We start from the raw sequence: 25,563 nt of genomic DNA, 5'->3' as shown, positions 1-25,563 counted from the left end.
TTTTGCGGAGAGCTTTCATGCGTTTTCAAGGCATTGCATCGGTGGCGCTGGCGGTGTCGGCAGGGCTGGGCCTGTCCGGTTGCGGCGAGAAGAAGACCGAGCTGGGGCAGGGCGGTTCGGAGATCACGGGCTCTGCCGGGCCGCTGGGGGCGAACAACGGGTCGCGCGAACTCGTGCGCTGCGATGCGCCCGTGGCCACGCTGGCCCTGGCCGAGAATCCCAACGGCTACGTCATGGGCTCGGGCTATCAGCTGCCGGCCTCGCCCGTTCCGCTGGTCAAGCTGCTGGCCCAGCAAAGCGGGTGCTTTCGCGTGGTGGACCGGGGAGCGGGCCTGCGCGGCACGGTGCAGGAGCAGGACCTGAAGAATTCCGGCGTGCTGCGCGAGAACTCCACGGTGCGCAAGGGCCGGGGCTACGAGGCCCAGTACACGCTGACGCCCAGCCTGACCTTCAGCGAGCAGGACGCGGGCCGCGGGCTGGCCGGCGTGGTCGCCATGATCCCGGTGCTGCGAGACATTGCAGGGCTGGCCGGCCTGGTCGAGCAGGTCAAGTTCAAGGAGGCGCAGACCGCGCTGCTGCTGTCGGACAACGAAACCACCGAGCAGGTGGCCGCTGCCACGGGTGCAGCCCGCACCACCGATCTGGGCGTGGGCGGCATGGTGCTGGGCCGCCTGGGCGCTGCGGGTGCGGGCTGGAGCAATACCAACGAGGGCAAGGTCATCGCCGCTGCCTTTCTGGATGCGCACAACCAGCTGGTCTTCCAGGTGCGCGCGCTGCAGGCCAAGGAGCTGCCACCGCCGGTGGCCACCAAGGCCGGGCAGGGCAGGAGCTGAGGCCAGCCATGGCCGGCCACAAGATCCCCGAGTCGGTGCTGGTCGTCATCTACCGTGATGACGGCCAGGTGCTGCTGATGCGCCGCACGGCACCGGCGCCTGAGGGCGGGGAGTTCTGGCAGTCGGTGACGGGCAGCAAGGACCATGAGGGCGAGTCCTGGCGCGAGACCGCGGTGCGCGAGGTGCGGGAAGAAACCGGCATCGATGCCGAGGCGCCCGGCTGCCTGCTGCAGGACTGGGTGCTGGAGAACATCTACACCATCTACCCTGCCTGGCAGCACCGCTATGCGCCCGGTGTATGGCACAACCGCGAGAGGGTTTTCGGGCTGCGGATTCCGTCCTACACCCCTGTGTTCTTGAATCCGAGGGAACATACCGCATCTGCTTGGCATCATTGGCGTGAGGCTGCCCAGCGCTGCTATTCACCGTCCAATGCGGAGGCCATCTTGCTGCTTCCACGTTTTTCCCCAACGAAGCCGGACTGAACCCCTCACCTGCGTTCCCGAACCGCCATGACTGAAAACGCGAATTCCCATCAGGTGGACCCCGGCCCGTCGATACTGCGCGTCGCGACCTACAACATCCACAAGGGCGTGCAGGGCATGGGTCCCGCGCGCCGCCTTGAAATCCACAACCTGGGCCACGCCGTGGAGCAGCTCGATGCCGACATCGTCTGCCTGCAGGAAGTGCGCAAGATGAACCACAAGGAGGCCGCGTACTTCGAGCGCTGGCCCCAGGTCTCGCAGGCGGAGTATCTGGCTCCCCTGGGCTATGAGGCCGTCTACCGCACCAACGCCTACACCCGCCACGGCGAGCACGGCAACGCGCTGCTGACCCGCTGGCCCGTGGTGGGCCACCAGCACGAGGACATCTCCGACCACCGCTTCGAGCAGCGTGGCCTGCTGCATGTGGAGGTGGAAGTGCAGAACCGGCGCGTGCACACCATCGTGGTGCACCTGGGGCTGATCCCCGGCAGCCGCGTGCGCCAGGTCTCCCAGCTCAAGCGCTTCATCGAGCGAGAGGTGCCGCCCGGCGCGCCCGTGGTGGTGGCTGGCGACTTCAACGACTGGGGTGGCCAGATCAAGCGCATGCTGGGCGGTTTCGGCCTGTACGAATACGACGAATTGCCCAGCGTGCCCACCTATCCCTCGCGCCTGCCGCTGGCCCAGCTGGACCACGTCTATGTGCGCGGCCTCACGCCGCTGGGCCTGCATGTGCCCAAGGGGCGTATCTGGTGGCGCATGTCGGACCATCTGCCGCTGATTGCGGAATTCCGCCTCTAGCCCTGGCCGCTCTGACACACGCCATTCTTTTGCTATCGAATTGATAGCTTTCGGGGCGGGCAGAACCTGCGTTTGGGTGGAAAATCCCTTGCGTGCCATGCTGCGGGTTTCGCTGTTACCATGCCAGCCATGTTCAGAGAACTCGTCGACATGAAACAAGACAGCCAGGCCGAGGGCACCCCCGTCTCGGTCAAGATCCGCGAACGACTGAAGCAGGCGCAAAAGCGCTTTCATGCGAACGACAACATCTCCGAATTCATCGAGCCCGGTGAACTCGAGCAACTGCTCGACGAAGTCCAGGAAAAGATGCAGGGCGTGCTCGACAGCATGGTCATCGACACCACGCACGACCACAACACGCGCGCCACGGCGCGCCGCGTGGCCAAGATGTATGTCAACGAGGTGTTCCGGGGCCGCTACGTGGCGCAGCCCGCCATCACCGAATTCCCCAACGCCGAGCACCTCAACGAGCTGATGATCGTCGGCCCGATCACGGTGCGCAGCGCCTGCAGCCACCATCTGTGCCCGGTGATCGGCAAGATCTGGATCGGCGTGCTGCCCAACAAGAACACCAATGTCATCGGCCTGTCGAAGTACGCGCGGCTGGTGGACTGGATCATGGGCCGTCCCCAGATCCAGGAAGAGGCCATCATCCAGCTGGCCGACCTGATCCTCGACAAGACCCGCCCCGACGGCCTGGCCGTGGTCATGGAGGCTTCGCACTTTTGCATGTCCTGGCGCGGTGTGCGCGAGATGGACAGCAAGATGCTGAACTCCGTCATGCGCGGCGCCTTCCTCACCAACCCGGAACTGCGCCGCGAGTTCCTCTCGCTGGTGTCCAGCCGCAAGTAAATCCCCGGGGTGGCGTCCCCGGACGCCTCACACAACACCCCAGGCTGCGCAGTGCGCGGCCTTTTTTCTTTCCCGCGCCACGCCCCGCTTTCCCCGGACCTGCCCATGTCGCTGCAAGCCTTTGCCCTGATCATCATTGCCGGCCTCATCCATGCCGGCTGGAACATCGTGGCCAAGAAGGCGGGCGGTGATTCGCGCTTTGCCTTCTTCACCTCGGTCATCATGATGGTGATCTGGGCGCCGCTGGGCTGGTGGGTGGGGCGCGATGTGGTGCCCACATGGGGCCGCAACGAATGGCTGGTGGTGCTGGCCAGCGGCCTGCTGCACGTGGCCTACTACGTGACCTTGCTGCGCGGCTACCGCAGCGCGGACCTCACCGTGGTCTATCCGCTGGCGCGCGGCTCGGGGCCGCTGCTGTCGTCCATGGTGGCCATCCTCTTTCTGGGTGAGCGGATTTCCTCGTTGGGCGTGCTGGGCATTGCCGGCGTGGTGGTCGGCGTCTTCCTGATCGCGGGAGGCCCCGGCCTGCTGCGCGCGCGCCATGATCCCGAAGCCCGCGAACGGCTCAGGATGGGCCTGTGGTACGGCCTGCTGACGGGCGCCTTCATCGCCAGCTACACCGTGGTGGACGGCTATGGCGTGAAGCTGCTGCTGATGTCGCCCATCCTCATCGACTACATGGGCAACTTCGTGCGCGTGTTCCTGCTGGCGCCCGTGGTGCTGCGCGACCTGCCCACGGCCCGGCATCTGTGGCGCGCGCAGTGGCGCTTCGCGGCCCTGGTGGCGCTGATCAGCCCCATCGCCTACGTGCTGGTGCTCTACGCCATGCAGGATGCGCCCATGTCGCACGTGGCGCCTGCGCGCGAAGTCTCCATGCTGTTCGCGGCGCTGATCGGCGGGCACATGCTGCGCGAAGGCGATCGCCTGGCACGCATTGCGGGCGCCGTGTGCATTGCCGTCGGTGTGACGGCGCTGGGCCTGGGCTGAGCACCATGGCGGCAATGCGGGTACTGGGCTGCGATTTCAGCAGCCGACCTACGGCGCGCAAGCCCATCACCATGGCCCTGGGCCGCCTGCTGGCTGGGGACACGGTGGTCCTGCAGGATTTGCTGGAGTTCGCCTCGCTGGACGCCTGGGCCGCCTGGCTGGCCCGGCCTGCCGATTCGGCGCAGTCAGCCTGGGTGGGCGGTTTCGACCTGCCTTTTGCCCTGCCGCGCGAACTGGTGGAGCAGCTGTGCTGGCCCACGGAATGGGCGGCCTGCATGGACCACTACGCCGGCCTCACGCGCCAGGCCATACGCGAGCAGTTCAAGGCCTTTTGCGCGGCGCGGCCCGCAGGCGGAAAGTTCGCGCACCGGGCCACGGACGGGCCTGCCGGTGCCAGCCCTTCCATGAAATGGGTGAACCCGCCCGTGGCCTACATGCTGCATGCCGGGCTGCCCTTGCTGCGCGCGGCCGGCGTGCACCTGCCGGGCCTGCAGCCTCCCGGCAAAGGCGATGCGCGCCGCGTGGCGCTGGAAGCCTACCCGGGCATGCTGGCGCGCGCCGTGATCGGCCGCCTCAGCTACAAAAGCGACGAACCCGCACGGCAAACGCCCGAACGCCATCAGGCGCGCGTGCAATTGCTGGCGGCGCTGGAGCGCGGCGACAACCCGCTGGCGTTGCGCCTGCGTATCGACGCCGAAGAAACCCGCAACCAGTTGCTGGCGGACGGCAGCGGAGACCGGCTGGACGCCGCAATCTGCATGCTGCAGGCCGCCTGGGCCGCGGCCCGCCATGCGCAGGGCGATGCGCTCTACGGGTTGCCGCACGACCTGGACCCGCTGGAAGGCTGGATCGTCACGGCCCAGGCCTGATCTGCGCCGCACTGAAATACTCGAATCGGGAAGAGACAAGCGATGCCCACCTTTGAAACCTTGCTGGCCTTTTTCGGCGTGGCCGTGCTGCTGGGCCTGAGCCCGGGGCCTGACAACCTGTTCGTGCTCATGCAATCGGCCCAGCGCGGCTGGCGCGTGGGCCTGTGCGTGGTACTGGGCCTGTGCCTGGGGCTGGTGGTGCATACGGCGGCGGTTGCGCTGGGTTTGGCGGCACTGGTGGCTGCGTCGCCCCTGCTGTTCACCGCCATCAAGCTGTGCGGCGCCGCCTACCTGGCCTGGCTGGCCTGGGGTGCGCTGCGCGCCGTGGCCCGGCCGGGCGAGATGCCGCAGGCCGGCGCAGCCGACCCGCTGACCCCCGCACGGGCGCTGCGCTGGGTGGGGCGTGGCGTGGTGATGAACCTCACCAACCCCAAGGTGCTGATCTTCTTCCTGGCCTTTCTGCCGCAGTTCGCGGACCCCGCGCGCGGCGGCGTGGCCACGCAGGTGATGGTGCTGGGCTGCGTGTTCATGCTGGCGGCGCTGCTGGTGTTCGGTGCCATCGCATGCTGCTCGGGCTGGTTCGGCGTGCTGCTGCAGCGATCCGTGCGTGCGCAGAACTGGCTCAACCGCGTGGCCGGGCTGGTGTTCCTGGGCATGGCGGTGCGGCTGGCGCTGGTGCAGCGCTAGGGCCTGTTCACACTAATGCGGGGCCGTGGCACAGTCCCTCCATGCTTTTTCGCTCACGCCCCTTGGCGCCATGAGCAGCGGCATCCTCATCCAACCCATGCCACAGACCACGGCCCACACCATTGCCGTTGCCCAGGTCCTGCAGATCGTGCAGGGCGTGCAGCGCAATGGCATGGATGTGCCAGCCATCCTGCGCCGCGCCGGCATTGCGCCTGCTCTGCTGGATGCGCCGCTGTCGCGCGTGACCCAGGCGCAGTACGCGGCGCTGATCCGCGTGCTTCGCCGCGTCTGCCGCGACGAGTTGTGGGGCCTGTGCCGCCATCCGCTGCCCGTGGGCAGTTTTGCCCAGGCCTGCCGCACCATGCTGCCCTGCCGCACGCTGGGCGAGGCATTGCAGGCCGGGCTGCGTTTCTACCGCCTGGTGCTGCGCGACTTCGCGCCCCGGCTGCAGGTCGTGGACGGCGTGGCCCGCATCGCCATGGTGTCGCTGCGCGAGCGCGATGCGCCGCTGGCCTATGCCGAGCGGTCCTTCTGCTTTCTGGGCTATGGCGTCATGTCGTGGCTGGTGTCGCGCAGGATAGAGCTGACGGGCGTGTGCGCGCCGGCCGGCGCCAGCATGCCGTATGGCACGGAGGCGCAGCGCCTGTTCCTGGCGCCGCTGCAGCGCGACCGCGACTTCACGGGGCTGGAGTTCGATGCGCGCTGGCTGGAGCTGCCCGTGGTGCAGACCCCTGAGAGCCTGGCCGAATTCCTGGACAAGGCGGCCATGGGTCTGGTCATCCGCTACCGCGACCGCACGCGCCTGGGCGAGCGCATCCGCCGCCTGCTGCGCCGCGATCTGGCGGGCGAGCTGCCTTCGCTGGAGCAGGTCGGCGCCGCGCTGTCCATGACGCCGCAGACGCTGCGCCGCCGCCTGCGCGACGAAGGCCTGGGTTTCCAATCCCTCAAGGACGACCTGCGCCGCGACGCGGCCATCGAGCTGCTGAACCGGCCGGAGCTGACGCTGGCCGATATCGCCGCGCGCGTGGGGTTTGCCGAGGCCAGCACCTTCCACCGCGCCTTCAAGGGCTGGACCGGCCTGCCGCCGGGCGCCTACCGGCAGGCCCAGCATCGCGGCCGCTGATCTTTTTTGCCAATCATTTTGAGACGATCGGCGATTGGTGGCTGAAGGCCTGGTGGCCACACTGTCCATGGACCCTGCCACTGCGGCAGGGCACACCGCCCCGCCAACGAGGGCGGAGCACCGAAGGACAAGGAGACAAGCCATGGAATCGAGCCGACGCGGCTGCCTGCGGGCGGCGCTGACATGCGCTGCCAGCGCCTCACTGGGTGCCGCCCTGGGAACGGCATCGCCGATCGCCTTTGCACAGCCGGCAGGCGGTGCCTACCCGTCCAAGCCGCTGCGCATGGTGATTCCCTACCCGGCAGGCGGCGGCACCGACATCATCGGGCGCATCATTGCCCAGCAACTGAGCCAGGCCTGGGGCCAGCCCGTGGTGGTGGAGAACCGGCCGGGCTCCAGCGGCATCATCGGCGGCGACGTGGTGGCCAAGTCGCCGCCAGACGGCTACACGCTGCTGCTGGGGATCACGGCCATGATCCAGTCGCCTGCGCTGTACGCCAGGATGCCCTATGACGTGCTCAAGGACTTTGCCCCCGTATCGCAGGTGGCCCTGTCCTCGGACCTGTTCGTGGTGCCGCGCGACGTGCCGGCCACGACGCTGCAGGAGTTCATCGCCCTGGTCAAGGCCCATCCGGGCAAGTACAGCAACGGCAACTACGGCAACGGCACCTCCTCGCACATGCATGGTGAGCTGCTGCGCGCCCGGGCCGGGCTGGACCTGGCGCTGATTCCCTACAAGGGCGCGGCGCCGCTGGTCAACGACGTGCTGGGCGGGCAGCTGTCGTCGGGCTTCATCGATGTGTCCTCGGCCAATGCGCACCTGAAGTCGGACAAGATCCGCATCCTGGCCATCACCGGTATGCAGCGCCACCCGGCGCTGCCCGAGGTGCCCACGTTTGCCGAGCTGGGCCTGGCCGGCTTCGAGGCCAATGGCTGGTTCGCCACCTTCGTGGCGGCGGGAACGCCCCGGCCCATCGTGGACCGGCTCTCGGCGGAGGTGCGGCGCATCGTGGCCACGCCCGAACTCAGCGGCCGCCTGGCCTCCATGGGCCTGCGCCCGGTGGGCAGCACGCCCGAGGAATTGGCCTCCGTCATGGCGCGCGACATGCCGCGCTGGGCGCGCATCGTGAAGGAGGCGGGAATCAGGCTGGAGTAGCCGATGCAGTCTGCGCCCGGTCCTGGCCCGACTGAACGGGCTGTGGCCAGGCGGGCAGGGGTGGGCGCAACTGCTCCAGCACCCGGCTGAGCCGGAGCACGCCCAGGTCGTCGAACCGGCGGCCTGCGATCTGCACGCCTATGGGCAGCTGCCCGTCATGCCCGCAGGGCACGGATGCGGCGGGCTGTTCGGACATGTTGTAGGGCACGGTAAAGGCAATGTGCTCCAGCGGCCGCAGCGGGTCGTTGGTGGGGCTGGGCAGGTGGGCCGGGAAGGCCGTGATCGGCGCCACGGGGGACAGCACGTAGTCGTAGGCCGCCGTGGCCCGCACCGTGGCCGTGCGCAGAAGGTGCGACTGCTGGCTGGCCACGAACAGCTGCGTGGCTGTCAGTGGCGCGGCACTGTCGGCCCATTCGCGGATGAAGGGCAGGATCACGCGGCGCTGCGCGTCCGTCAGCGACTGGATTTCCACATGCGATCGCATGCGCCAGAAATGGTCGAGGCCGTCGAGCATGTCGCGGGTGAGCCAGGGCTCGATGCGCTCGATGTGCGCGCCGGCCGATTCCAGCCAGGCCGCAGCCTGCTCCACCACGGCGCGCACGCGGGGCTGCAGGGGCAGGCCGCAGCCGGCATCCAGCAGCAGGCCTATGCGAAGGCCGCGCACCTGGGCAGGGTCCATGTCGAAGCTGTCCCATGCAATCTCCTGGTGCGGCAGGCCCATGCTGTCGCGTGCATCGGGCAGGGACAGCACCTGCATCATCAGCGCGGCGTCGGCCACGCTGCGGGTCATGGGACCTGCGCAGCGGCCGGTGTAGGGCGGGTCTATGGGCACGCGGCCCAGGCTGGGCTTGAGGCCGAAGATGCCGCACCAGCCCGCCGGCAGGCGGATGGAGCCGCCGATGTCCGTGCCCACGTGCAGCGGCCCGTAGCCGGCCGCCGCAGCGGCGCCCGCACCGGCGCTGGAGCCGCCCGGCGTCTTGTCCGGATCCCAGGGGTTGAAGGTGTTGCCGTGCAGCGAGGACAGGCCGGACGACAGCATGCCGTAGTCGGGCATGGTGGTCTTGGCGAAAAGGATGGCGCCTGCCTCGCGCAGGCGTGCAGCGGGTGGGGCATCCAGCGGGGCCGCGACCTGCGGCATGGCGGCCGTGCCCACGGGCGTGGGATCGCCACGCGTGGCGATGTTGTCCTTGACCGTGGCGGGAACGCCGTCGAGCAGGCCGGCCGGCTCGCCACGCAGCCAGCGGGCCTCGCTCTCGCGGGCCCGGGCCAGGGCGGCCTCGGGGCGCAGCAGGTAGGTGGCGTGCAGGGCCGGCTCCCAGCGCTGCACATGGGCCAGCAGGTCGTGCATGACCTCGACGGGCGAGAGGCTGCGGTCCCGGTAGGCGCGCAGCAGCGCATGGGCGGGCAGGTCGTGCAGGGCCTGTGTCGTTCCAGTCATCGCGGCTTCCTCGAAGATGGCGGTTCTTGCGGCAGATCTGGCGCAGTGTGGCCCGGTGCCACCGGCGCGCCTGTCGCCTGTGGCTCAGCCTGTGCGCGGTTCAGGTGGCCCAGGACAGTGCGGAGAGATCGTTGACGAAGACGGGCATGTCCTTCCACAGTCCGCGCAGGTTCTTGTTGGCCACGGTGACCCATTGGGGCGTGTAGAGGAAGGCGTGCACGCAATCCTGGGCCAGCAGGCGCTGCGCATCGCCCAGCAGGCGCGAGCGGTCGGCGGGGCGCGAGGCGTTCTTGATCTTGTCGTACAGCTCGTTGAACTGGGACGACTGGTAGCCCCAGTAGTAGTCAGGCTTGGCGAAGTTGCCCAGGTCGAAGGGCTCGACATGGGAGATCAGCGTCAGGTCGTAGTTCTTGAGCGTGTAGGTGCCCGACAGCCACTGTGCCCATTCGACGTTCTGCAGCTTGGCTCGGATGCCGATCTTGGCCAGCTGCGCGGCAATCACCTCGCCGCCCTGGCGCGCGTAGGGCGTGGGCGGTAGGGTCATGGTCAGCTCCAGCGGCGTCTTGACGCCGGCCTCGGCCAGCAGCGCCTTGGCCTTTTCCACGTCGAAGGGGTTGATGCCCGTGGTGTCCACGTAGCCGAAGGCCGTGGGCACGTAGTAGCTGCCAATGGGCAGGCCGTAGCCGTCGCCCGCGCCGTCGATGACGGCCTTGCGGTCGATGGCGGCGGCGATGGCGCGGCGCACCCGCGCATCGTTCAAGGGCTTGCGCGCGTTGTTCATGGCCAGGATGGTCTTGGCCCGCGAGCCGCTGACCACGACCTGGAAGCGCCCGTTGGCCTTGAACTGGGCCACGCTGCGCGGCGTGACGCGCGGGAAGGCGTCGACATCGCCGGCCAGCAGTGCGGCCACCTGGGCTGCAGGGTCGGAGATGAAGCGGAAGGTGGCACGGCGAATGCGCAGGCCGGGGGCCGTGCGGTACCGGGGCCAGGCCGTGAGCGTGACCGAGGCGCCCTTGTTCCAGTTGCCCAGCTGGTAGGGGCCCGTGCCCACGGGGCGCGTGGCGTTGGTGGCAGCGCTCTTGGGCTCCACGATGATGGAGGTCGCCTGCCCCAGCACGAAGAGGAAGTCGGGGTCGATGTCCTTGTTGGTGACGACCACCGTGTGGTCATCCACCACGCGCGTGGACAGGGCGGCGAAGGTGCGCTTGTCCTTGTTGGTGCTCTTGTCGTCGCCCGCACGGTCGAAGGAGTACTTCACGCTGTGGGCGTTGCAGGGCTCGCCGTTCTGGAAACTCACACCCTTGCGCAGGCGGAAGGTGTAGGTCTTGAGGTCGGGCGAGACCTCCCAGCTTTCGGCCAGCAGCGGGGAGACGCTGCCGTCCGGATTGATCTTGGTCAGCGTCTCGAACAGGTTGTAGAGCACGATCTCGCCAATGGACGATGCGGCGCCGGCCGTGGGGTCCAGCCCCGGCGGCTCCAGCGTCATCGCCAGCGTGACACTGTCCTTGCGGCCCTGGGCCAGCGCAGGCCAGGGCATCAGCAGGGGCAGGCCGGCAGCAGCGGAGCTGGCCAGCAGGGAACGGCGATTGAACATGAACAGGTCTCCGGAAATTCTTGCAGATGGGTCATGGGCCGCTGGCTGCGGCCTGCAGCAGTGTTTTTACACCAGGGCGCGCGTGCGCGTGGCCATGAGGGCCCGGTCCGCGCCGGTGGTTGTCAGCTTTCGGCTTTCAGGCGCGGTGCTGCAGGGCAATGCGTGGCACGGCCCGTACCAGGGCCTGGGTGTAGGGATGCTGCGGGGCGTGGAACAGTTGCTGCGGAGCCCCGCGCTCGACGATGCGGCCTTCGCTCAGCACGATGGCGTCGTCGCACAGGTGCTGGACCACGGCCAGGTCGTGGCTGATGAACAGGTAGGACAGGCCCAGCTGCTGCTGCAGATCGCGCAGCAGGTTCAGTACCTGGGCCTGCACCGAGACGTCGAGGGCGCTCACGGGCTCATCGGCCACGATGAGGCGGGGTCGCGTGACCAGGGCGCGTGCAATGGCGATGCGCTGGCGCTGGCCGCCCGAGAATTCATGCGGGTACTTGTCCAGGTCCTGCACGCGCAGCCCGACCTGCTCCAGCGTGGCGCGGGCCAGGTCGCGCCGGGCTGCGCGCTCGGGCGGTGCAGGCTGGGCGGTCAGGGGCTCGCAGACGATGTGTTCCACCGTCATGCGCGGGTCCAGCGAACCGTAAGGATCCTGGAACACCATCTGGAAATCGCGGCGCGCCATGCGCAGTGCCTGGTTGCCGAGCCGGTGCAGATCCTGGCCCAGCAGCTGCACGCTGCCGGCGCTGGGAGTGTCCAGCGCCATGATCAGGCGTGCCAGCGTGGACTTGCCGGAACCCGACTCGCCCACCACGCCCAGGCTGCGCCCCGCCGTCAGCGTGAAATCCACGCCGCGCAGCGCATGCACCTGCTCCGGCGCGCGCCACAACGAGCGGCGTGGCAGCCGGTAGCTGCGGGCCAGGTCCGTCACCTGCAGCAGGGGCGGATCGGCAGCGGCCGGTGCCTGGCGGTCGTGCTCCGTCATGTGCTGCGGCCCTGCGTATGCATGCCCGGCGCAATGGCCTCGGAGCGCAGGCAGCGCACCACATGCGGCTGTGCCCAGGCCTGCAGGGCAGTGGGCGTGGGCCGCTGCGGGCGCTCCAGGACCAGGGCGCGCGGGCGCTCGCTGTGGCAGGTGGGCTCGGTATAGCTGCAGCGGCCCGCGAAGGCGCATCCGGCTGGCAGGTCCACCAGCTCGGGCACGGTGCCGGCAATGGTGGGCAACCGCGCCGGCGGCTGGTGGCCTGGTCCCGAAGGCTCCAGCTGCGGCCTGGCGGCGAACAGGCCGCGCGTGTAGGGATGGGCGCGGCGCGCGAAGATGGCCTCGGTCATGCCGCTTTCGACCACGGTGCCGCCGTACATCACCTGCAGCTGCTCCACGTTTTGCGCGATCACTCCCAGATCGTGCGAGATCAGCAGCAAGGCCATGGAGTGCTCGGCCACCAGTTCCTGCAGCAGATCCAGGATTTGCTGCTGCACGGTCACGTCCAGCGCCGTGGTAGGTTCGTCGGCTATCAGCAGGTCGGGCCCGCAAGCCAGGGCCATGGCGATGGTGATGCGCTGGCGCTGGCCGCCCGAGAACTGGTGCGGATAGTCGTCAAAGCGCTGGGCTGCGCGGGCAATGCCCACGCGCTCCAACAGGGCCACTGCGCGCTCGCGCGCGGCCTGGCGGCCCAGGCGCTGGTGGTGGCGCAGCGGCTCGGCCACCTGACGGCCGATGCTGTGCACGGGGTTGAGGGCCGTCATGGGCTCCTGAAACACCATGGCCATGCGGTTGCCGCGCAGGCGGCACAGCGCGCGCTCGTCCATGTCCAGCAGCTCCTGGCCGTTGAGCCGGATGCTGCCGTCCACCTGCGCATGCTCCGGCAGCAGGCCCATCAGCGCCAGGGCGGTCAGCGACTTGCCGCAGCCCGACTCGCCGATCAGGCCCAGCGTGGCGCCGCGCTCCAGGATGAATTCCAGGTTCTGCACGGCACGCGCGCGGCCGCGCGAGGTCTGCAAGGTGATGGTGAGGCCGGAGACTTCGAGCAGGGGCATGGCGCGTGTCTTCCTCAGCGCTGGCGCGACAGGCGCGGGTCGAGCAGATCGCGCAGCCCGTCGCCCAGCAGGTTGAGCCCGAGCACGGACAGTGCAATGGCCAGGCCCGGCCACACGGCCAGCAGCGGGGCCTGGAACATGAGGGTCTGGGCCTCGCTGAGCATGCGGCCCCAGGAGGCCTGCGGCGGCTGCGTGCCCAGGCCCAGATAGGACAGGGCGGCCTCCGCCAGAATGGCCAGCGCGAACTGTATGGTGGCCTGCACCACCAGCACGGGCAGGATGTTGGGCAGCACATGGCGCCAGGTGATGCTGGCGCGGCCATGGCCGCAGGCGCGTGCAGCCAGCACGTATTCACGTGCCCAGACCGCCTTGGCCGATGCCCGCGTGATGCGCGCAAAGGTGGGAATGTTGAAGATGCCGATGGCAATGATGGCGTTGACGATGCCCGCGCCGAACACGGCCGTGAGCATGATGGCCGATAGCAGCGCAGGAAAGGCGAAACTGAAATCGGCCAGCCGCATGATGGCCTCTTCCACCCAGCCCCGGCAGGCCGCGGCGACCAGTCCCAGCACCACGCCCATCGACAGCCCGATGCCCACGGCGATCACGCCGACCAGGATGGAACTGCGCGCGCCCAGGAACAGCAGCGAGGCCACATCGCGCCCATAGGCATCGGTGCCCAGCCAGTGCAGGCTGCCGGGTGCGGCCAGCTTGGCATCCAGGTCCATGTCGTAGGCCGAGCCCGGCGTCCACCACAAGGACAGCAGCGCGGTGAGCAGCAGCAGCGCGGTCAGCATGGCACCCAGCATGAAGCTGCGGTGGCCCAGCATGCGCCGGCCCAGGCTGGCCGGCCTGCTGAGGGTGACCGCCCGCGTGGGCCGATGGCCCGGTGGCGCAGCGGTCGGCGAAACAGGGTTGCCTGGCTGGCTCATATGTCGCTGGCCTCGATGCGTGGATCAATGGCTGCGTACAGCACATCCACGATGAAGTTGATGACCACCACCATGGCCGCCAGCAGCAGCACGCAGTTGCGCACGACGATGAGGTCGCGGTTGGCGATGGACTGGAAGATCAGCCGGCCCAGGCCCGGCAGGTAGAACACGTTCTCCACCACGATGGTGCCGGCCAGCAACTGGGCAAACTGCAGCCCCATGACCGTGAGCACGGGAATCATGGCATTGCGCAGCACGTGGCCCCAGAGCACGGCGCGGCGCGGCAGGCCCTTGGCGCGGGCCGTGCGCACGAAGTCCTCGCGCAGCACTTCCAGCACGGCCGAGCGCGTGATGCGCGCCAGGATGGCCGCCTGCACCACGGCCAGCGAGATCGCCGGCAGCAGCAGGGCCTGCAGTGCGGGCAGGACGCCGCCGCCATCGGCCTCGCTCCAGCCTGGGAAGCCGCCTGCGGAAAACCATTGCAGCTTCACCGAGAACACCAGGATCAGCAGGATGGCGAACCAGAAATTCGGGATGGCAATGCCGATCTGCGCCAGGCCCATGACGCCCAGGTCGCCCCATCGGTTGTGGCGCGAGGCGGCATAGATGCCCGCTGCCAGGGCCAGCAGGGTGGTGATGAGCATGGCCATCACGGCCAGCGGGGCGGTCACTGCCAGGCGCTCCAGCACCAGATCGCTGACCGGTGTGCTGTAGGCGTAGCTCAGTCCCATGTCGCCATGCAGCAGCCCCTGCAGCCACTGCAGGTAGCGCTGCCAGGCTGGCTGGTCCAGTCCCAGCTGCTCGGCCAGCGCCTGCACGGCCTCGGGGGCGGCATCGGGCCCCATCAGCGTCTGGGCCGCATTGCCGGGCAGCACCTCCAGCACGCCGAACACCACGGCCGAGGCGCCCAGCAGCGTGGCTGCCAGCATCAGCAGGCGCTTGAGCAGGAAGACGCTCATGGGCAGTCGGCCTTGGCACGGTGTTGGGCTGTCACGTCGGCGGAATGTGGGTGGGTGGTTCTTGGCGGGCCCGAATGGTACTGCGCACGGCCCATGCGCGCAGCATAGCGGCCTTTGAAGGTGCATCGCTACGTGCCGATCCGGCGCGTATGCTTGCCCGTGCAGCCTTCATGCGTATGAAGGGGGCAGGATAATGGCGCAATGACTGATGCCACCTTGCTGCAAGGCCCGTTCGGGGTGCAAGGGCCTGCCCGGCCCGGAGCGTGGCGTGCGCTTGCGAGGGACCTGCCATGGCTTTGATGATCACCGACGAATGCATCAACTGCGATGTCTGCGAACCCGAGTGCCCCAACGATGCAATCTCCATGGGCGAGGAGTACTACGAGATCGAGCACAGCAAGTGCACGGAATGCGTGGGGCATTTCGATGAACCCCAGTGCGTGCAGATCTGCCCCGTGGCCTGCATTCCCGTGAATCCCGCCCACGTGGAAGACCGCGAGACGCTGATGCAGAAATACCTGCGTCTGCAATCCCAGGCTCCCGCCGCTTCCTGATCGCTCAGCCCTTGTCGCTCTCGGCTGTGGCCGGGCGCACGGGCTTGGGGCGTGGAGGCTTGGTGGTGTGGATCAGCAAGGTCGCCTTGTCCATGTCGCCCGCCTGCAGCTCGGGCCAGGCCTTGAGCGAATGGGCAATGCTGTCCTCGATCAGCTGGCGCTGGTCGGGCGCGGGCTTCTTGAGCACCCAGTTGGCGACTTCGGCCTTGTGCCCCGGGTGGCCTATGCCGATGCGCAGCCGCCAGTAGTCGGCCGAGCCCAACTGGGCATGGATATCGCGCAGGCCGTTGTGGCCGCCGTGGCTGCCGCCGCGCTTGAGCTTGACCTGGCCTGGGGCGAAGTCCAGTTCGTCATGGACCACGAGGACCTCCTCGGGCTGGATCTTGAAAAAGCGCGCCAGCGCGCCCACCGATTTGCCGGACAGGTTCATGAAGGTCTGCGGCTCGAGCAGCCAGACACTCTCGCCACGCACGCTGGCGCGGGCCATGAGGCCGAAGTAGCTGCGCTCGGGCACCAGGTGGACCTTGAGTTCGCGCGCCAGCGCATCTATCCACCAAAAACCCGCGTTGTGGCGGGTGTCCTCATACTCCGGCCCGGGATTGCCCAGGCCGACAAACAATTTGATCATCGGGCGATTATCTCCATGGCGGCCGCAGCAGGCAGGCGATGGTGTTCACCATGCAAAAGGCCCACGCGAGGTGGGCCTTTTGCAGGTTGCGGCAGCCGCAGCCGCCGCAAGGGAAAGCCAAGAATTACTTCTTGCCCTTCTTTGCCGGAGCGGCCGGAGCCGCTGCGGGAGCTGCGGATGCATCAGGAGCCACTTCGGGCAGCTTGATGGAGATCAGGGCCGGGTTCTTGTTGGAGCCGCGCACCACAGCCTTCACGCCGTTGGGCAGCTTGACGTTCTGCAGGCCCAGGGTCGACTTGGAGGTCAGGCCGCTCAGGTCCACCTTGATGAACTCGGGCAGTTGAGCGGGCATGCACACCACGTCCAGTTCATGGATCAGGGGAGTGATGGTGCAGTTCTCGACCTTGACGGCCTGGGACTGTTCCATGCCTTCGAAGTGCAGCGGCACCTTCAGGTGAACCTTGGTCTTGTCGTCAACGCGCTGGAAGTCCACGTGCAGGATCAGCTGCTTGTAGGGGTGGAATTGCACGTCGCGCAGCACGACCTTGGAGGTCTGGCCGTTGACTTCCATGTCCAGAACGCTGGAATGGAACACTTCCTTCTTCAGGGCGTGCCACAGGGCGTTGTGATCGATCTCGATCAGTTGGGCTTCGGCAGCACCGCCGTAGACGATGCCAGGGGCCTTGCCCGAATTGCGCAGACGGCGGCTCGCACCCGTACCTTGCTTGGCGCGCTCAAAAGCGACGAATTGCATAACTAACTCCTAGATGGATGGACCGCGACCAGCCTCATCCGTTGATAAAAGAACGCCTGCCCCGTGCGGAACAGGCTGCTCTTGCGGTGTCCCGGGATGGTCCTGAAACCATCCCGGAACGCGCAAACCTCCCGAAGGAGGTTTGCTGGTTCAGACCACAGGGGCCGATATTTTATTCGGAGAACAGGCTCAGCACCGAATCGCCGGTGGAAATCCGCTGGATTGTCTGGGCAATCAGGGGGGCCACGGACAGTTGGCGGATCTTGCCGCAAGCCTGGGCTTCGGCGCTCAGAGGAATGGTGTTGGTCACCACGACCTCGTCCAGTGCACTGCCGTTGCCGATGCGCTCGATGGCTGGACCCGAGAAGATCGGGTGCGTGCAATAGGCGTAGACGCTCTTGGCACCACGCTGCTTGAGCACTTCGGCTGCCTTCACCAGGGTGCCGGCGGTGTCGATCATGTCATCCATGATCACGCAGTTGCGGCCGTCGATGTCGCCGATCACGTGCATGACTTCGGAGACGTTGGCCTTGGGGCGGCGCTTGTCGATGATGGCCAGGTCGCAGCCCAGCTGCTTGGCCAGCGCACGTGCGCGGACCACGCCGCCGACGTCAGGGGAGACGACGATCAGGTCTTCGTAGTTCTTCTGGCGCAGATCACCCAGCAGCACCGGCGTGGCATAGATGTTGTCCACGGGGATGTCGAAGAAACCCTGGATCTGGTCTGCGTGCAAGTCCATGGTCAGCACGCGCTCGACACCCACGGCCTGCAGCATGTTGGCCACGACCTTGGCCGTGATCGGCACGCGGGTGGAGCGCGGGCGGCGGTCCTGGCGGGCATAGCCGAAGTAGGGAATCACCGCGCAGATGCGCTCGGCCGATGCACGCTTGAGGGCGTCCACCATGACCAGCAGTTCCATCAGGTTGTCGTTGGTCGGTGCGCAGGTCGATTGCACGACGAAGACGTCGCGCGTACGCACGTTCTGCTTGATCTCGACGGCGACTTCTCCATCGGAGAAGCGACCCACGTCGGCTGCACCCAGCGTGGTGCCGAGGTGCTGAACGATTTCAGCGGCCATGCCAGGATTGGCATTGCCGGTGAAGACCATGATGTCAGGATGATGTGAATGCATTGAGCGCCCCAGTACGATGGGTTTGCCTTGACGCGAAAGACGTTTGGCAGGGGAGGAAGGACTCGAACCCTCGCATGCCGGAATCAAAATCCGGTGCCTTTACCAACTTGGCGACTCCCCTACACAGGCCCTCTGCCGCAGGCAGACAGCCTATAAACTCTCATCTTTGAGCCAATCCTTGAGGGGATGGGCCTGCAGATTCCTGCAAACTCTGACATTCCAGATGCCTGGGGCTTTCTCGAAGTCGATTGTTTGCGTCAGTGGTGCAAATACTGCACTTCCCGAGCCCGTCATTCTAGCACGCAGTTTGAAGGACTTGAGCCAATCAATGGCTTTTTTCACTTCAGGCTGCAGCCTTTCGGCGACGGGCTGCAAGTCGTTCTGGCCAAAGCCATAGTGATCTGCAGCAAAGTCGGCGATTGTAGCATGGGCATGATTGCGCTTGAGGTCGGGGGCGCGGAAGATGGACAGGGTTTCCAGTCCCGCCTCGGGCTTGACCACCACGAACCGCTGGGGCGGCAGGGCATGGCTGTGCTCCAGCGGCGTGATGTGCTCGCCTATGCCCTCCACCCAGGCGGAGCTGCCGCACAGAAAGAAGGGCACATCTGCGCCCAGGCCCAGTCCAATGCGCTGCAGTTCGCGCCGGGTCAGGTTCAGTTGCCACAGGCGGTTCAGCGCCATGAGGGTGGATGCCGCATCCGACGATCCTCCGCCCATCCCGGCCTGTGCCGGCAGGCGCTTTTCCACGCCTATGTGCACGCCCTGGCTGCAGCCGGTGGCCTGTTGCAGCGCGCGTGCGGCCCGCATGATGAGGTCGTCGGCAGGAAGGGGCATGCCCGAGAGGTCCTCGCGGCTGACGTTGCCGTCGCCGCGCTTGTCGAAGTGCAGCGTGTCGTGCCAGTCCAGCAGCATGAAGACCGATTGCAGCAGGTGGTAGCCATCGTCTCGGCGGCCGGTGATATGGAGGAACAGGTTGAGCTTGGCCGGAGCCGGCACGTCGTGGAGCGAGCGCATGGGCTGGAGAGGATGAGAGGGATGGAGGCGGGTGCGGCGGGATGGGGGTGCAGAGGGCGCGCCCGGCGCAAATCAGGGTGTGTCGAGCACGATGCGCAGCGCTGCCGGCGGCTGCGGGTCATGGCGCCGGGCGGACAGCCGGCCCTGCTCCATGCGGGAGAGATCGACCTGCCAGCCTGCGGCTGCGGTGGCCCGGCCCTGCAGCCAGTCGAACAGGGCGGCGATGGGCAGGTCGCTGCCCGTCAGCTCTTGCACCAGCGTGGGCAGCGAGTCCGAGGTCTTGCGGTCCTCGCCTTGCTGCAGGCTGGCCTGTCCTGGCGCCCAGAGCAGGCGTGCCAGCGTCGATCCCAGGGGGGTGAACAGCAGCAACTCGCCGCGCTGGGGTGTGCCCAGCAGCTCGAAGCCTGCGCTGAAGGATTGGTTCTGCGCATCTTCCACCTGCAGCGCCAGTCGGCCCGACCAGTGCCCGGCGGCGGCCGGTGCTGCTGCATCGGCCTGGAGCTGGCGGGGTGGCAGGGCGCAGCCGGCCAGAGTCAGCAGCGCCGTGGCAGCAGCCGTGGCGCACAGCTGCCGGCGGATGAGCATGGGGCGCAAACGATGGGGCACGGGGTGGGGCACGGCGCGGCGGCTCAAAGCGAGACGCCCAGGCGGCGCAGGGTGTCGCGCAGCGTGGTGTTGTCGGGGCTGGAGGCCAGGCCCTGGCGCCAGATCTTCTGCGCGCGTTCGCGATCGCCCTTGACCCAGAGCACCTCGCCCAGGTGCGCCGCGATCTCCACGTCGGGGCGGGAGGCGTAGGCGCTTTCAAGCAGCTTGAGCGCTTCGTCCAGGTTGCCTTGGCGGAATTTCACCCAGGCCAGGCTGTCGGTGATGAAGGGGTCGCCGGGCGACATCTCCAGCGCCTTGCCCACGAGCTTTTCTGCTTCGTCCAGATGGATGCCGCGCTCGGCGAAGGAGTAGCCCAGCGCGTTGTAGGCATGCTGGAAGTCGGGCCGGCGCGCGATGATGCCGCGCAGCAGCCGCTCCATTTCGTCATGCTTGCCGATGCGCTCCGCGAGCAGGGCCGTGTCGTAGGCCAGTTCGGCGTCTTCGGGGTCCTGTTTTTGCAGCTCGGCCTGCAGCGCATAGGCCTGGGCATTCTGATTGGCGTCGCGCAACAACTGCACTTCGGCCAGGCGCTTGAGCCGTTGCTGGCTGGGGCCGCTGGCAGGCACGGCTTCGATCAGGGCGCGCGCTTCCTTGAGCTTGCCCTGGCGTGCAAGCAGGCTCGCTCGGCGCGCCTGCACGCTCAGCAGGTTGGGGGCATCGTCGATGCGGCGCAGCAGGGCGTCGGCCTCGTCGAACCTGCCTTGCTTTTCAGCGATCTGTGATTGCAGCAGGTAGTACTGGGACTGGCCGGCGCTGCGCGCCACGCCGGCAGGAATCTGCGGCACGAGCTTGCCGAAGCGCTCGGTGGACGCCTGCGCCGCACCCACATCGTTCGTTTGCAGCTGCAGGGCGGCCAGCGTGGCCCAGGCTTCGGCGTAGTCGGGCGAATCCATGGTGATGGAGACCAGTTGCTGCCGGGCCTCGTCCAGGCGCTGCTGACCCAGCAGCACGCGGGCATAGGCCATGCGCATCTGGGCTGACGGGTTCTTGGCCAGGTAGCGCTTGACGATGGGTTCCGCCTCCGGCATGCCGGCTTCCAGCAGCTCCATGGACAGCAGGGCCACGGGTCCTGTGTCGGGCGTCAGCGCCTGGGCCTTTTGCACGGCCTGCATGGCTGCGGCCTTTTGCCCGGCGCCCAGGCGCATGTGGCCGATGGTGGCCCAGGCCAACGGGCCGCTGGCCGGATTGTCGGTTTCGCCGGCCATAGCCTGCTCGACCACATCGGCAGCAAGGGCCTTGTCGCTGGCGTTGTTGTAGAGCTGGGTGATGCCCAGATAGGTGGCGGGCTTGGACGGAGCGGGCGTGGCCTCGATCTCGCGCTTGAGATAGCTGCCGGTATCGGCGATGCGGTTCAGCGCCACCAGGATCTGGAGCACGAAGCGGTTGGCATCGCGTGACTGGGGAAAGGCGTCCAGCCAGGCGCGGGCATTGGCCAGTGCGCGCTCACCGGAGCGCGACTGCAGCGCCAGTTCCGTGCCACGGCGGTACAGCTGCTCGCTGCCGCTGGTGCGCGCAGCCTCCATCATCATGGCCTGGGCATCGCCCAGCGCGCCTTCGCTGGCAGCGATTTCGCCGACCAGGATCTCGTAGAACAGTTCGGCGTTGAGCGCTGCGCGCTCCTCTTCGGCAGACGCGGCGGCGGACGATGGAGGTTCCGGGGATTCCGTCTCGATGGTGGCTGCGGTCTTGCCAGGCAGAGCCCAGGCAGTGGCGGAACCCATGGCCAGGGCTGCTGCCACGGCGAGTCCCTGAAGGCGAAGGCGATGATCCATCGAATCATAATAATCGAAGCCTCGGCCCGCATTTCGCACAACCTCAGTACAACCCGGATCGCATGCCCGAATTGCCAGAAGTAGAAGTCACGCGGCGTGCGTTCGCCTCGCAGATCGCCGGAGCGCGCATTGAATCCGTGGCGCTGGGCAAGCCATTGCGCTGGCCTCTGGGCATTGCCCCCGAGCTTCTGACCGGGCGCGAGGTGCACAGCGTGCGCCGGCGCGGCAAGTACCTGCTGATGCAACTGAGCGAAGGCCTGCTCATGCTGCATCTGGGCATGTCGGGCAGCCTGCGTTTCGTGGCGCCGCACGAGCTGCCGCTGGGTCCGGCGGGCGCACATGACCATTTCGATCTGCACACCAGCAAGGGCCAGCTGCGCCTGCACGATCCGCGCCGGTTCGGTGCGGTGATGTATGTGCCGGCCGAGAACGATCCCTGGGCGCGCAGGCTGCTGGACCATCTGGGAATGGAGCCGCTGGATGACAGCTTCCTGTTCGAGACCTTCAAGGCCGGTCTGAAGGCCAGCCGTACGCCCATCAAGCAATTGCTGCTGAGCGGCAGCGTGGTGGTGGGCGTGGGCAATATCTATGCGTCCGAAGTGCTGTTCATGGCACGCATTGCGCCCACGCAGCCGGCCTGCGAGGTGGGGCCGCGCAAGGTGCGCCGGCTGTTCGAGGAGATTCGCCGCGTGCTGGAACTGGCGGTGGAGCAAGGAGGCACGACGCTGCGTGATTTCTCGGCGCCCGACGGCATGGCAGGCCACTTCCAGCTGCAGGCCAAGGTGTATGGCCGCGAGGGCCAGCCCTGCACGCATTGCGGCTCGCCCATACAGCTGCTGCGCCAGGGCCAGCGCAGCACCTACTTTTGCGCGCGGTGTCAGAAAGCGTGAGATGGCCTCAAAAAGAGGAGCGGATTCTCAACGTCTCGTAACGCTTGTGGAGGCCAATCTGCGCGAGATTCATATCGGGTCTGTGCGGGAGGCTCACATTTCTGAAAAATCACCCCTCAGCCGCGCTGGATTGATGGTGAAATATTGTTTCATTTGTAAATAAACGATGTTTTGCCCTGAATCCCCCCGTTCCAGGGGCCGGCCTTGGGGCGCAGCTGCGGGCAAAACGGGGCGACGGTGCTATATTTTGATGAGAAAAGGCATCACGCTTGCGGCGCAATGTCGAGGCGATCACTAAGCATCGGCAGGCATTGGCGATGCAATGGCGGGGGAAACACGTGGGACCATCATTCAACGAGCAATTCGACCAGCACGGCGCATGGCGCCGTGGCTTTGCGCAGCAATTGCATGCGCTGCGCGAATGGTTGCAGTCCCAGGAGCTGCTGGATGTCGCTGTGCAGGAGCGGCTGCAGCGGCTGGAAGCCCAGGTGCGCGGCGACAAGGTCATGGTGGCCTTCGTGGCCGAGTTCTCCCGCGGCAAGTCCGAGCTGATCAACGCAGTCTTCTTCGCCCACTACGGCCGCCGCCTCATGCCGGCCAGCGCAGGTCGCACCACCATGTGCCCGGCCGAGCTGGGCTGGGAAGCCGAACTGCAGCCCAGCCTGCGCCTGCTGCCCATCGATACGCGCGAATCGCTGGAAAGCCTGGGCCAGTGGCGCGCCCGGCCCGAGGCCTGGCTGCAGCTGCCGCTGGATGTGAACAATGCCCAGCAGATTGCCGACACGCTGGCCAAGGTGGCCGAGGTGCGCAAGGTGTCGGTGGATCTGGCGCGAACCTGGGGCTTCTGGCATGACGATGACCAGGGCGGCAATCCCTTCGTGGATGAGCAGGGCCTGGTGGAGGTGCCCATGTGGCGCCACGCGCTGATCAACATGCCCCATCCCCTGCTCAAGCAGGGGCTGGTCATTCTGGATACGCCCGGCCTGAATGCCGTGGGTGCCGAGCCCGAGCTGACCGTCAACCTCATCCCCCAGGCCCATGCCGTGGTCTTCGTGCTGGCGGCCGATACCGGCGTGACCAAGTCCGACCTGGCCATCTGGCGCGACCATGTGCTGCCGCCCGATGCGGCGTCGGGCCAGCAGGCACTGGCCGATTCGCGTCTGGTGGTGCTCAACAAGATAGATACGCTGTGGGATAGCCTCAGCTCCGCGACGCAGGTGCAGGCCCAGCTGCAGCGCCAGCGCCAGGAATCGGCCCAGATGCTGGGCCTGCCTGTGGAGCGGGTGTTGCCCGTGTCGGCACAAAAGGGCCTGGTGGCCAAGGTCTCCGGCAACGAGGCGCTGCTGCAGGCCAGCGGGCTGCCCATGTTCGAGAACATGCTGGCCGAGGGCATCATGGGCCAGCGCCAGAAGGTGCTGCAGACGGCTGTCAGGGCCAATGTGCAGCAGTTGCAGGTCGAGGTGGAGCGCGTGCTCAATATCCGCCGCCGCGACCTGGACGACCAGATGGCCGAGCTGCGCAGCCTGCGCGGCAAGAACGCCAGCGTGATTGCCTCCATGCGCAACCGCATCGAGAGCGAGCAGCGCGATTTCGATGCCAGCGCCGCCAGGATCCAGGCCGTGCGCCTGGTGCACATGCGCATGCTGCGCGACATCTTCCGGCAGCTCGGTTCCAGCGCGCTCAAGCAGGAACTGGTCGATCTCAAGGAGGCGCTGGAGCAGCGCGGCCTGAAGCTGGGCGCGCGCAAGGTCTACGCGGAAACCTTCGAACGCCTGCGCACCGTGGCGACCCGGGCCCAGGCGCAGGCCGGCGAGATCCAGTCCATGCTGGGCGCGACCTTCAAGGAACTCAATGCCGAGTTCGGCTTCTCGCTGCAGGCTCCTGCGCAGCTGGAGCTGACCGAGTTCGGTGGCGACCTGCAGCGCATCGAGGCCAGCTACACCCAGTACCTGGGCCTGGGCCACGCGCTCAGGCGCAGCAATCCCGCGTTTGCCCAGCGGCTGATCAAGGCCCTTGCCATGCGTCTGCGCACGGTCTTCGAGTCTGCGGCCAACGACGTGGACATGTGGAGCAAGTCCGCCACGGCCCAGCTGGATGCCCAATTGAAAGAGCGCAAGCGCAGCTTTGCCCGCCGCATCGAAGCGGTGGACCGCATCCAGAATGCGGCTTCGGGCCTGGTCGAGCGCATTGCCGAAATCGAGGCCGCCGACGAACAGCTCACGGCCTTGCAGCTGCAGCTGGGACAGGCCACCATGGAACTGCTGCAACCCCTGTCGCCCACGCCCGCCTTCCCCGGCCTGGCAAAGGCTGCACAGGAAACTTCACTGACTGCTTGATATCTTGACCTTTCCCTCGATTGCCACGCCCGTCGTGCAGTGGCAGGCGTCGCATGGACGCAATCACCTGCCCTGGCAGCAGACGCGCGATCCCTACCGCGTCTGGCTCTCTGAAATCATGCTGCAGCAGACCCAGGTGAGCACCGTGCTGGGCTACTACCAGCGCTTCCTTGATGCCTTTCCCGATGTCGCCAGCCTCGCGGCCGCGCCGCAGGATGCCGTGCTGGCGCTGTGGAGCGGCCTGGGCTACTACAGCCGCGCGCGCAACCTGCACCGCTGCGCCCAGGCCGTGGTCCAGGAGTGGGGTGGTGCCTTTCCACGCAGGGCCGAGGATCTGGCCACGCTGCCCGGCATAGGCCGGTCCACGGCCGGCGCCATCGCGTCCTTTTGCTTTTCCGAGCGCGTGCCCATCCTCGATGCCAATGTGCGGCGCGTGCTCACGCGCGTGCTGGCCTTCGATGCCGATCTGGCCGTGGCCAGGAACGAGCGCGAACTGTGGGACCTGGCCCAGCAGCTGTGCCCCACCGAGGACCTGCAGCAAGCCATGCCCCGCTATACCCAGGGCCTGATGGACCTGGGTGCCACCATCTGCACGCCGCGCAAGCCCAGCTGCCTGGTCTGTCCGCTGCAGCCGCAGTGCCGGGCGGCCCGCTTCGGCAATCCCGAAAACTACCCCGTGCGCACGCGCAAGCTCAAGCGCAGTTCCGAGGCCTGGTGGCTGCTGATCGCCGTGGACGGGCAAGGCCGCGTCTGGCTGGAGCGCCGCCCACAGCAGGGCATCTGGGCGGGCCTTTATGCGCCTCCCGTGTTCAATGAACGCGAGGCGCTGGAGCAGGCCGCCGCACGGCACTGGCCCGCCGCACGATCCGCCGACTGGACCGAGCTGCCGGCTTTCCTGCATGTGCTCACCCACCGTGATTTGCATCTGCATCCGGTGCGCGTGCCTGTCCATGGCAGCGGCCCGGATGCTGCCATGGCAGACGGCCAGGGCTGCTGGGCCGATGCCAGGGCCTGGGCCGACATGGGCCTGCCGGCCCCGGTGCGCAAGCTGCTGGATGCGCAGTTTGCGGGCTGAAGCCCAAGGCCGCCGCGTC

25 protein-coding genes and 1 tRNA gene are annotated in these 25,563 nt (G+C 67.4%); 13 read left to right on the top strand and 13 right to left on the bottom strand.

Going from position 1 to position 25,563, the window contains the following annotated elements:
* Nucleotides 1-17: 17 nt before the first annotated feature.
* From GRX31_RS02540 to GRX31_RS02500, 9 genes are all read left to right on the top strand, one after another.
* Nucleotides 18-833 (top strand): CsgG/HfaB family protein, encoded by an 816-nt coding sequence (locus GRX31_RS02540; protein WP_160851349.1) that lies wholly within the window; start codon nt 18-20, stop codon nt 831-833.
* 8 nt (nt 834-841) lie between these two features.
* Nucleotides 842-1,318 (top strand): dihydroneopterin triphosphate diphosphatase, encoded by a 477-nt coding sequence (nudB, locus tag GRX31_RS02535; RefSeq protein ID WP_160851347.1) that lies wholly within the window; start codon nt 842-844, stop codon nt 1,316-1,318.
* A gap of 27 nt (nt 1,319-1,345) precedes the next feature.
* The gene (locus tag GRX31_RS02530) at nt 1,346-2,116 is read left to right on the top strand and encodes an endonuclease/exonuclease/phosphatase family protein (protein ID WP_016445682.1); all 771 of its coding nucleotides are present in this window, start codon (nt 1,346-1,348) and stop codon (nt 2,114-2,116) included.
* A gap of 129 nt (nt 2,117-2,245) precedes the next feature.
* Entirely contained in the window at nt 2,246-2,968 is a 723-nt protein-coding gene (gene folE, locus GRX31_RS02525) for a GTP cyclohydrolase I (protein WP_016445683.1), read from the top strand.
* 105 nt (nt 2,969-3,073) lie between these two features.
* Nucleotides 3,074-3,955 carry an EamA family transporter gene (locus GRX31_RS02520; RefSeq protein WP_016451038.1) on the top strand — a complete coding sequence of 294 codons (882 nt, stop codon included), beginning with the start codon at nt 3,074-3,076 and terminating at the stop codon, nt 3,953-3,955.
* 14 nt (nt 3,956-3,969) lie between these two features.
* Complete coding sequence (locus GRX31_RS02515; RefSeq protein ID WP_034347629.1) at nt 3,970-4,824, top strand: DUF429 domain-containing protein; 855 nt, start codon at nt 3,970-3,972, stop codon at nt 4,822-4,824.
* Nucleotides 4,825-4,866: 42 nt separating this feature from the next.
* Nucleotides 4,867-5,511, top strand: a complete 645-nt coding sequence (locus GRX31_RS02510) for a LysE family translocator (protein WP_016445686.1) — start codon at nt 4,867-4,869, stop codon at nt 5,509-5,511.
* A 70-nt stretch (nt 5,512-5,581) separates the two neighbouring features.
* Complete coding sequence (locus GRX31_RS02505) at nt 5,582-6,634, top strand: AraC family transcriptional regulator (protein ID WP_160851519.1); 1,053 nt, start codon at nt 5,582-5,584, stop codon at nt 6,632-6,634.
* Nucleotides 6,635-6,776: 142 nt separating this feature from the next.
* Nucleotides 6,777-7,790, top strand: coding sequence for a Bug family tripartite tricarboxylate transporter substrate binding protein (locus tag GRX31_RS02500; RefSeq protein WP_160851344.1), 1,014 nt, complete (start codon nt 6,777-6,779; stop codon nt 7,788-7,790).
* On the opposite strand, the gene GRX31_RS02495 is transcribed toward GRX31_RS02500, so the two are convergent.
* The 6 genes from GRX31_RS02495 to GRX31_RS02470 all read right to left on the bottom strand — a co-directional run bounded on the left by GRX31_RS02495 (nt 7,777) and on the right by GRX31_RS02470 (nt 14,744).
* Nucleotides 7,777-9,228 (bottom strand): amidase, encoded by a 1,452-nt coding sequence (locus GRX31_RS02495; protein ID WP_074921106.1) that lies wholly within the window; start codon nt 9,226-9,228, stop codon nt 7,777-7,779. The two genes, GRX31_RS02500 and GRX31_RS02495, sit on opposite strands and share 14 nt — an antisense overlap.
* A gap of 100 nt (nt 9,229-9,328) precedes the next feature.
* The gene (locus tag GRX31_RS02490; protein WP_034364072.1) at nt 9,329-10,822 is read right to left on the bottom strand and encodes an ABC transporter substrate-binding protein; all 1,494 of its coding nucleotides are present in this window, start codon (nt 10,820-10,822) and stop codon (nt 9,329-9,331) included.
* 136 nt (nt 10,823-10,958) lie between these two features.
* A complete protein-coding gene (locus GRX31_RS02485; RefSeq protein WP_160851342.1) occupies nt 10,959-11,801 on the bottom strand; it encodes an ATP-binding cassette domain-containing protein in 843 nt (280 codons plus the stop codon).
* Complete coding sequence (locus GRX31_RS02480) at nt 11,798-12,853, bottom strand: ABC transporter ATP-binding protein (protein WP_160851340.1); 1,056 nt, start codon at nt 12,851-12,853, stop codon at nt 11,798-11,800. The genes GRX31_RS02485 and GRX31_RS02480 overlap by 4 nt, the downstream gene beginning before the upstream one ends.
* A 14-nt stretch (nt 12,854-12,867) precedes the next feature.
* Nucleotides 12,868-13,785, bottom strand: a complete 918-nt coding sequence (locus tag GRX31_RS02475) for an ABC transporter permease (RefSeq protein ID WP_016445693.1) — start codon at nt 13,783-13,785, stop codon at nt 12,868-12,870.
* The gene (locus tag GRX31_RS02470) at nt 13,782-14,744 is read right to left on the bottom strand and encodes an ABC transporter permease (RefSeq protein ID WP_160851337.1); all 963 of its coding nucleotides are present in this window, start codon (nt 14,742-14,744) and stop codon (nt 13,782-13,784) included. Before GRX31_RS02470 ends, GRX31_RS02475 begins: the two co-directional genes overlap by 4 nt.
* Nucleotides 14,745-15,034: 290 nt before the next feature.
* On the opposite strand from GRX31_RS02470, the gene GRX31_RS02465 reads away from it, so the two are divergent.
* Entirely contained in the window at nt 15,035-15,298 is a 264-nt protein-coding gene (locus GRX31_RS02465) for a YfhL family 4Fe-4S dicluster ferredoxin (protein WP_016445695.1), read from the top strand.
* Between the two features lie 4 nt (nt 15,299-15,302).
* On the opposite strand, the gene pth is transcribed toward GRX31_RS02465, so the two are convergent.
* The 7 genes from pth to GRX31_RS02430 all read right to left on the bottom strand — a co-directional run bounded on the left by pth (nt 15,303) and on the right by GRX31_RS02430 (nt 21,243).
* On the bottom strand, nt 15,303-15,926 hold the full coding sequence (pth, locus tag GRX31_RS02460; protein ID WP_016445696.1) for an aminoacyl-tRNA hydrolase: 624 nt from the start codon (nt 15,924-15,926) through the stop codon (nt 15,303-15,305).
* 124 nt (nt 15,927-16,050) lie between these two features.
* Nucleotides 16,051-16,680 (bottom strand): 50S ribosomal protein L25/general stress protein Ctc, encoded by a 630-nt coding sequence (locus tag GRX31_RS02455; protein WP_016445697.1) that lies wholly within the window; start codon nt 16,678-16,680, stop codon nt 16,051-16,053.
* A gap of 172 nt (nt 16,681-16,852) precedes the next feature.
* Nucleotides 16,853-17,812 (bottom strand): ribose-phosphate pyrophosphokinase, encoded by a 960-nt coding sequence (locus tag GRX31_RS02450; RefSeq protein ID WP_026063011.1) that lies wholly within the window; start codon nt 17,810-17,812, stop codon nt 16,853-16,855.
* A 44-nt stretch (nt 17,813-17,856) separates the two neighbouring features.
* Nucleotides 17,857-17,933, bottom strand: a tRNA-Gln gene (locus GRX31_RS02445).
* A 29-nt stretch (nt 17,934-17,962) separates the two neighbouring features.
* Nucleotides 17,963-18,826, bottom strand: a complete 864-nt coding sequence (ispE, locus tag GRX31_RS02440) for a 4-(cytidine 5'-diphospho)-2-C-methyl-D-erythritol kinase (RefSeq protein ID WP_160851335.1) — start codon at nt 18,824-18,826, stop codon at nt 17,963-17,965.
* Nucleotides 18,827-18,898: 72 nt separating this feature from the next.
* Nucleotides 18,899-19,411: an outer membrane lipoprotein LolB gene (locus GRX31_RS02435; RefSeq protein ID WP_047326560.1), complete on the bottom strand. Its 513-nt coding sequence runs from the start codon at nt 19,409-19,411 to the stop codon at nt 18,899-18,901.
* A gap of 44 nt (nt 19,412-19,455) precedes the next feature.
* Nucleotides 19,456-21,243, bottom strand: a complete 1,788-nt coding sequence (locus tag GRX31_RS02430; RefSeq protein WP_026062311.1) for a tetratricopeptide repeat protein — start codon at nt 21,241-21,243, stop codon at nt 19,456-19,458.
* Between the two features lie 62 nt (nt 21,244-21,305).
* Between GRX31_RS02430 and mutM the strand changes: the two genes are divergently transcribed.
* The 3 genes from mutM to mutY all read left to right on the top strand — a co-directional run bounded on the left by mutM (nt 21,306) and on the right by mutY (nt 25,544).
* Nucleotides 21,306-22,133, top strand: coding sequence for a bifunctional DNA-formamidopyrimidine glycosylase/DNA-(apurinic or apyrimidinic site) lyase (mutM, locus tag GRX31_RS02425; RefSeq protein WP_016445702.1), 828 nt, complete (start codon nt 21,306-21,308; stop codon nt 22,131-22,133).
* Nucleotides 22,134-22,471: 338 nt separating this feature from the next.
* Entirely contained in the window at nt 22,472-24,469 is a 1,998-nt protein-coding gene (locus GRX31_RS02420) for a dynamin family protein (protein ID WP_017405122.1), read from the top strand.
* Nucleotides 24,470-24,473: 4 nt separating this feature from the next.
* Nucleotides 24,474-25,544, top strand: a complete 1,071-nt coding sequence (mutY, locus tag GRX31_RS02415; protein WP_017405123.1) for an A/G-specific adenine glycosylase — start codon at nt 24,474-24,476, stop codon at nt 25,542-25,544.
* The last annotated feature ends 19 nt before the right edge of the window (nt 25,545-25,563 follow it).

Origin of the sequence: Delftia sp. CH05 (assembly GCF_009827015.1) — a bacterium.
Taxonomy (GTDB): Bacteria; Pseudomonadota; Gammaproteobacteria; order Burkholderiales; family Burkholderiaceae_C; genus Comamonas; species Comamonas tsuruhatensis.
This window is presented reverse-complemented; position numbering and strand designations above follow the sequence as displayed.

What these genes read in the sequence shown, in the direction of transcription:
- GRX31_RS02540 (WP_160851349.1), top strand. Translation starts at nt 18, where the DNA reads ATGCGTTTTCAAGGCATTGCATCGGTGGCGCTGGCGGTGTCGGCAGGG.
- nudB (WP_160851347.1), top strand. Translation starts at nt 842, where the DNA reads ATGGCCGGCCACAAGATCCCCGAGTCGGTGCTGGTCGTCATCTACCGT.
- GRX31_RS02530 (WP_016445682.1), top strand. Translation starts at nt 1,346, where the DNA reads ATGACTGAAAACGCGAATTCCCATCAGGTGGACCCCGGCCCGTCGATA.
- folE (WP_016445683.1), top strand. Translation starts at nt 2,246, where the DNA reads ATGTTCAGAGAACTCGTCGACATGAAACAAGACAGCCAGGCCGAGGGC.
- GRX31_RS02520 (WP_016451038.1), top strand. Translation starts at nt 3,074, where the DNA reads ATGTCGCTGCAAGCCTTTGCCCTGATCATCATTGCCGGCCTCATCCAT.
- GRX31_RS02515 (WP_034347629.1), top strand. Translation starts at nt 3,970, where the DNA reads ATGCGGGTACTGGGCTGCGATTTCAGCAGCCGACCTACGGCGCGCAAG.
- GRX31_RS02510 (WP_016445686.1), top strand. Translation starts at nt 4,867, where the DNA reads ATGCCCACCTTTGAAACCTTGCTGGCCTTTTTCGGCGTGGCCGTGCTG.
- GRX31_RS02505 (WP_160851519.1), top strand. Translation starts at nt 5,582, where the DNA reads ATGAGCAGCGGCATCCTCATCCAACCCATGCCACAGACCACGGCCCAC.
- GRX31_RS02500 (WP_160851344.1), top strand. Translation starts at nt 6,777, where the DNA reads ATGGAATCGAGCCGACGCGGCTGCCTGCGGGCGGCGCTGACATGCGCT.
- GRX31_RS02495 (WP_074921106.1), bottom strand. Translation starts at nt 9,228, where the DNA reads ATGACTGGAACGACACAGGCCCTGCACGACCTGCCCGCCCATGCGCTG.
- GRX31_RS02490 (WP_034364072.1), bottom strand. Translation starts at nt 10,822, where the DNA reads ATGTTCAATCGCCGTTCCCTGCTGGCCAGCTCCGCTGCTGCCGGCCTG.
- GRX31_RS02485 (WP_160851342.1), bottom strand. Translation starts at nt 11,801, where the DNA reads ATGACGGAGCACGACCGCCAGGCACCGGCCGCTGCCGATCCGCCCCTG.
- GRX31_RS02480 (WP_160851340.1), bottom strand. Translation starts at nt 12,853, where the DNA reads ATGCCCCTGCTCGAAGTCTCCGGCCTCACCATCACCTTGCAGACCTCG.
- GRX31_RS02475 (WP_016445693.1), bottom strand. Translation starts at nt 13,785, where the DNA reads ATGAGCCAGCCAGGCAACCCTGTTTCGCCGACCGCTGCGCCACCGGGC.
- GRX31_RS02470 (WP_160851337.1), bottom strand. Translation starts at nt 14,744, where the DNA reads ATGAGCGTCTTCCTGCTCAAGCGCCTGCTGATGCTGGCAGCCACGCTG.
- GRX31_RS02465 (WP_016445695.1), top strand. Translation starts at nt 15,035, where the DNA reads ATGGCTTTGATGATCACCGACGAATGCATCAACTGCGATGTCTGCGAA.
- pth (WP_016445696.1), bottom strand. Translation starts at nt 15,926, where the DNA reads ATGATCAAATTGTTTGTCGGCCTGGGCAATCCCGGGCCGGAGTATGAG.
- GRX31_RS02455 (WP_016445697.1), bottom strand. Translation starts at nt 16,680, where the DNA reads ATGCAATTCGTCGCTTTTGAGCGCGCCAAGCAAGGTACGGGTGCGAGC.
- GRX31_RS02450 (WP_026063011.1), bottom strand. Translation starts at nt 17,812, where the DNA reads ATGCATTCACATCATCCTGACATCATGGTCTTCACCGGCAATGCCAAT.
- ispE (WP_160851335.1), bottom strand. Translation starts at nt 18,826, where the DNA reads ATGCGCTCGCTCCACGACGTGCCGGCTCCGGCCAAGCTCAACCTGTTC.
- GRX31_RS02435 (WP_047326560.1), bottom strand. Translation starts at nt 19,411, where the DNA reads ATGCTCATCCGCCGGCAGCTGTGCGCCACGGCTGCTGCCACGGCGCTG.
- GRX31_RS02430 (WP_026062311.1), bottom strand. Translation starts at nt 21,243, where the DNA reads ATGGATCATCGCCTTCGCCTTCAGGGACTCGCCGTGGCAGCAGCCCTG.
- mutM (WP_016445702.1), top strand. Translation starts at nt 21,306, where the DNA reads ATGCCCGAATTGCCAGAAGTAGAAGTCACGCGGCGTGCGTTCGCCTCG.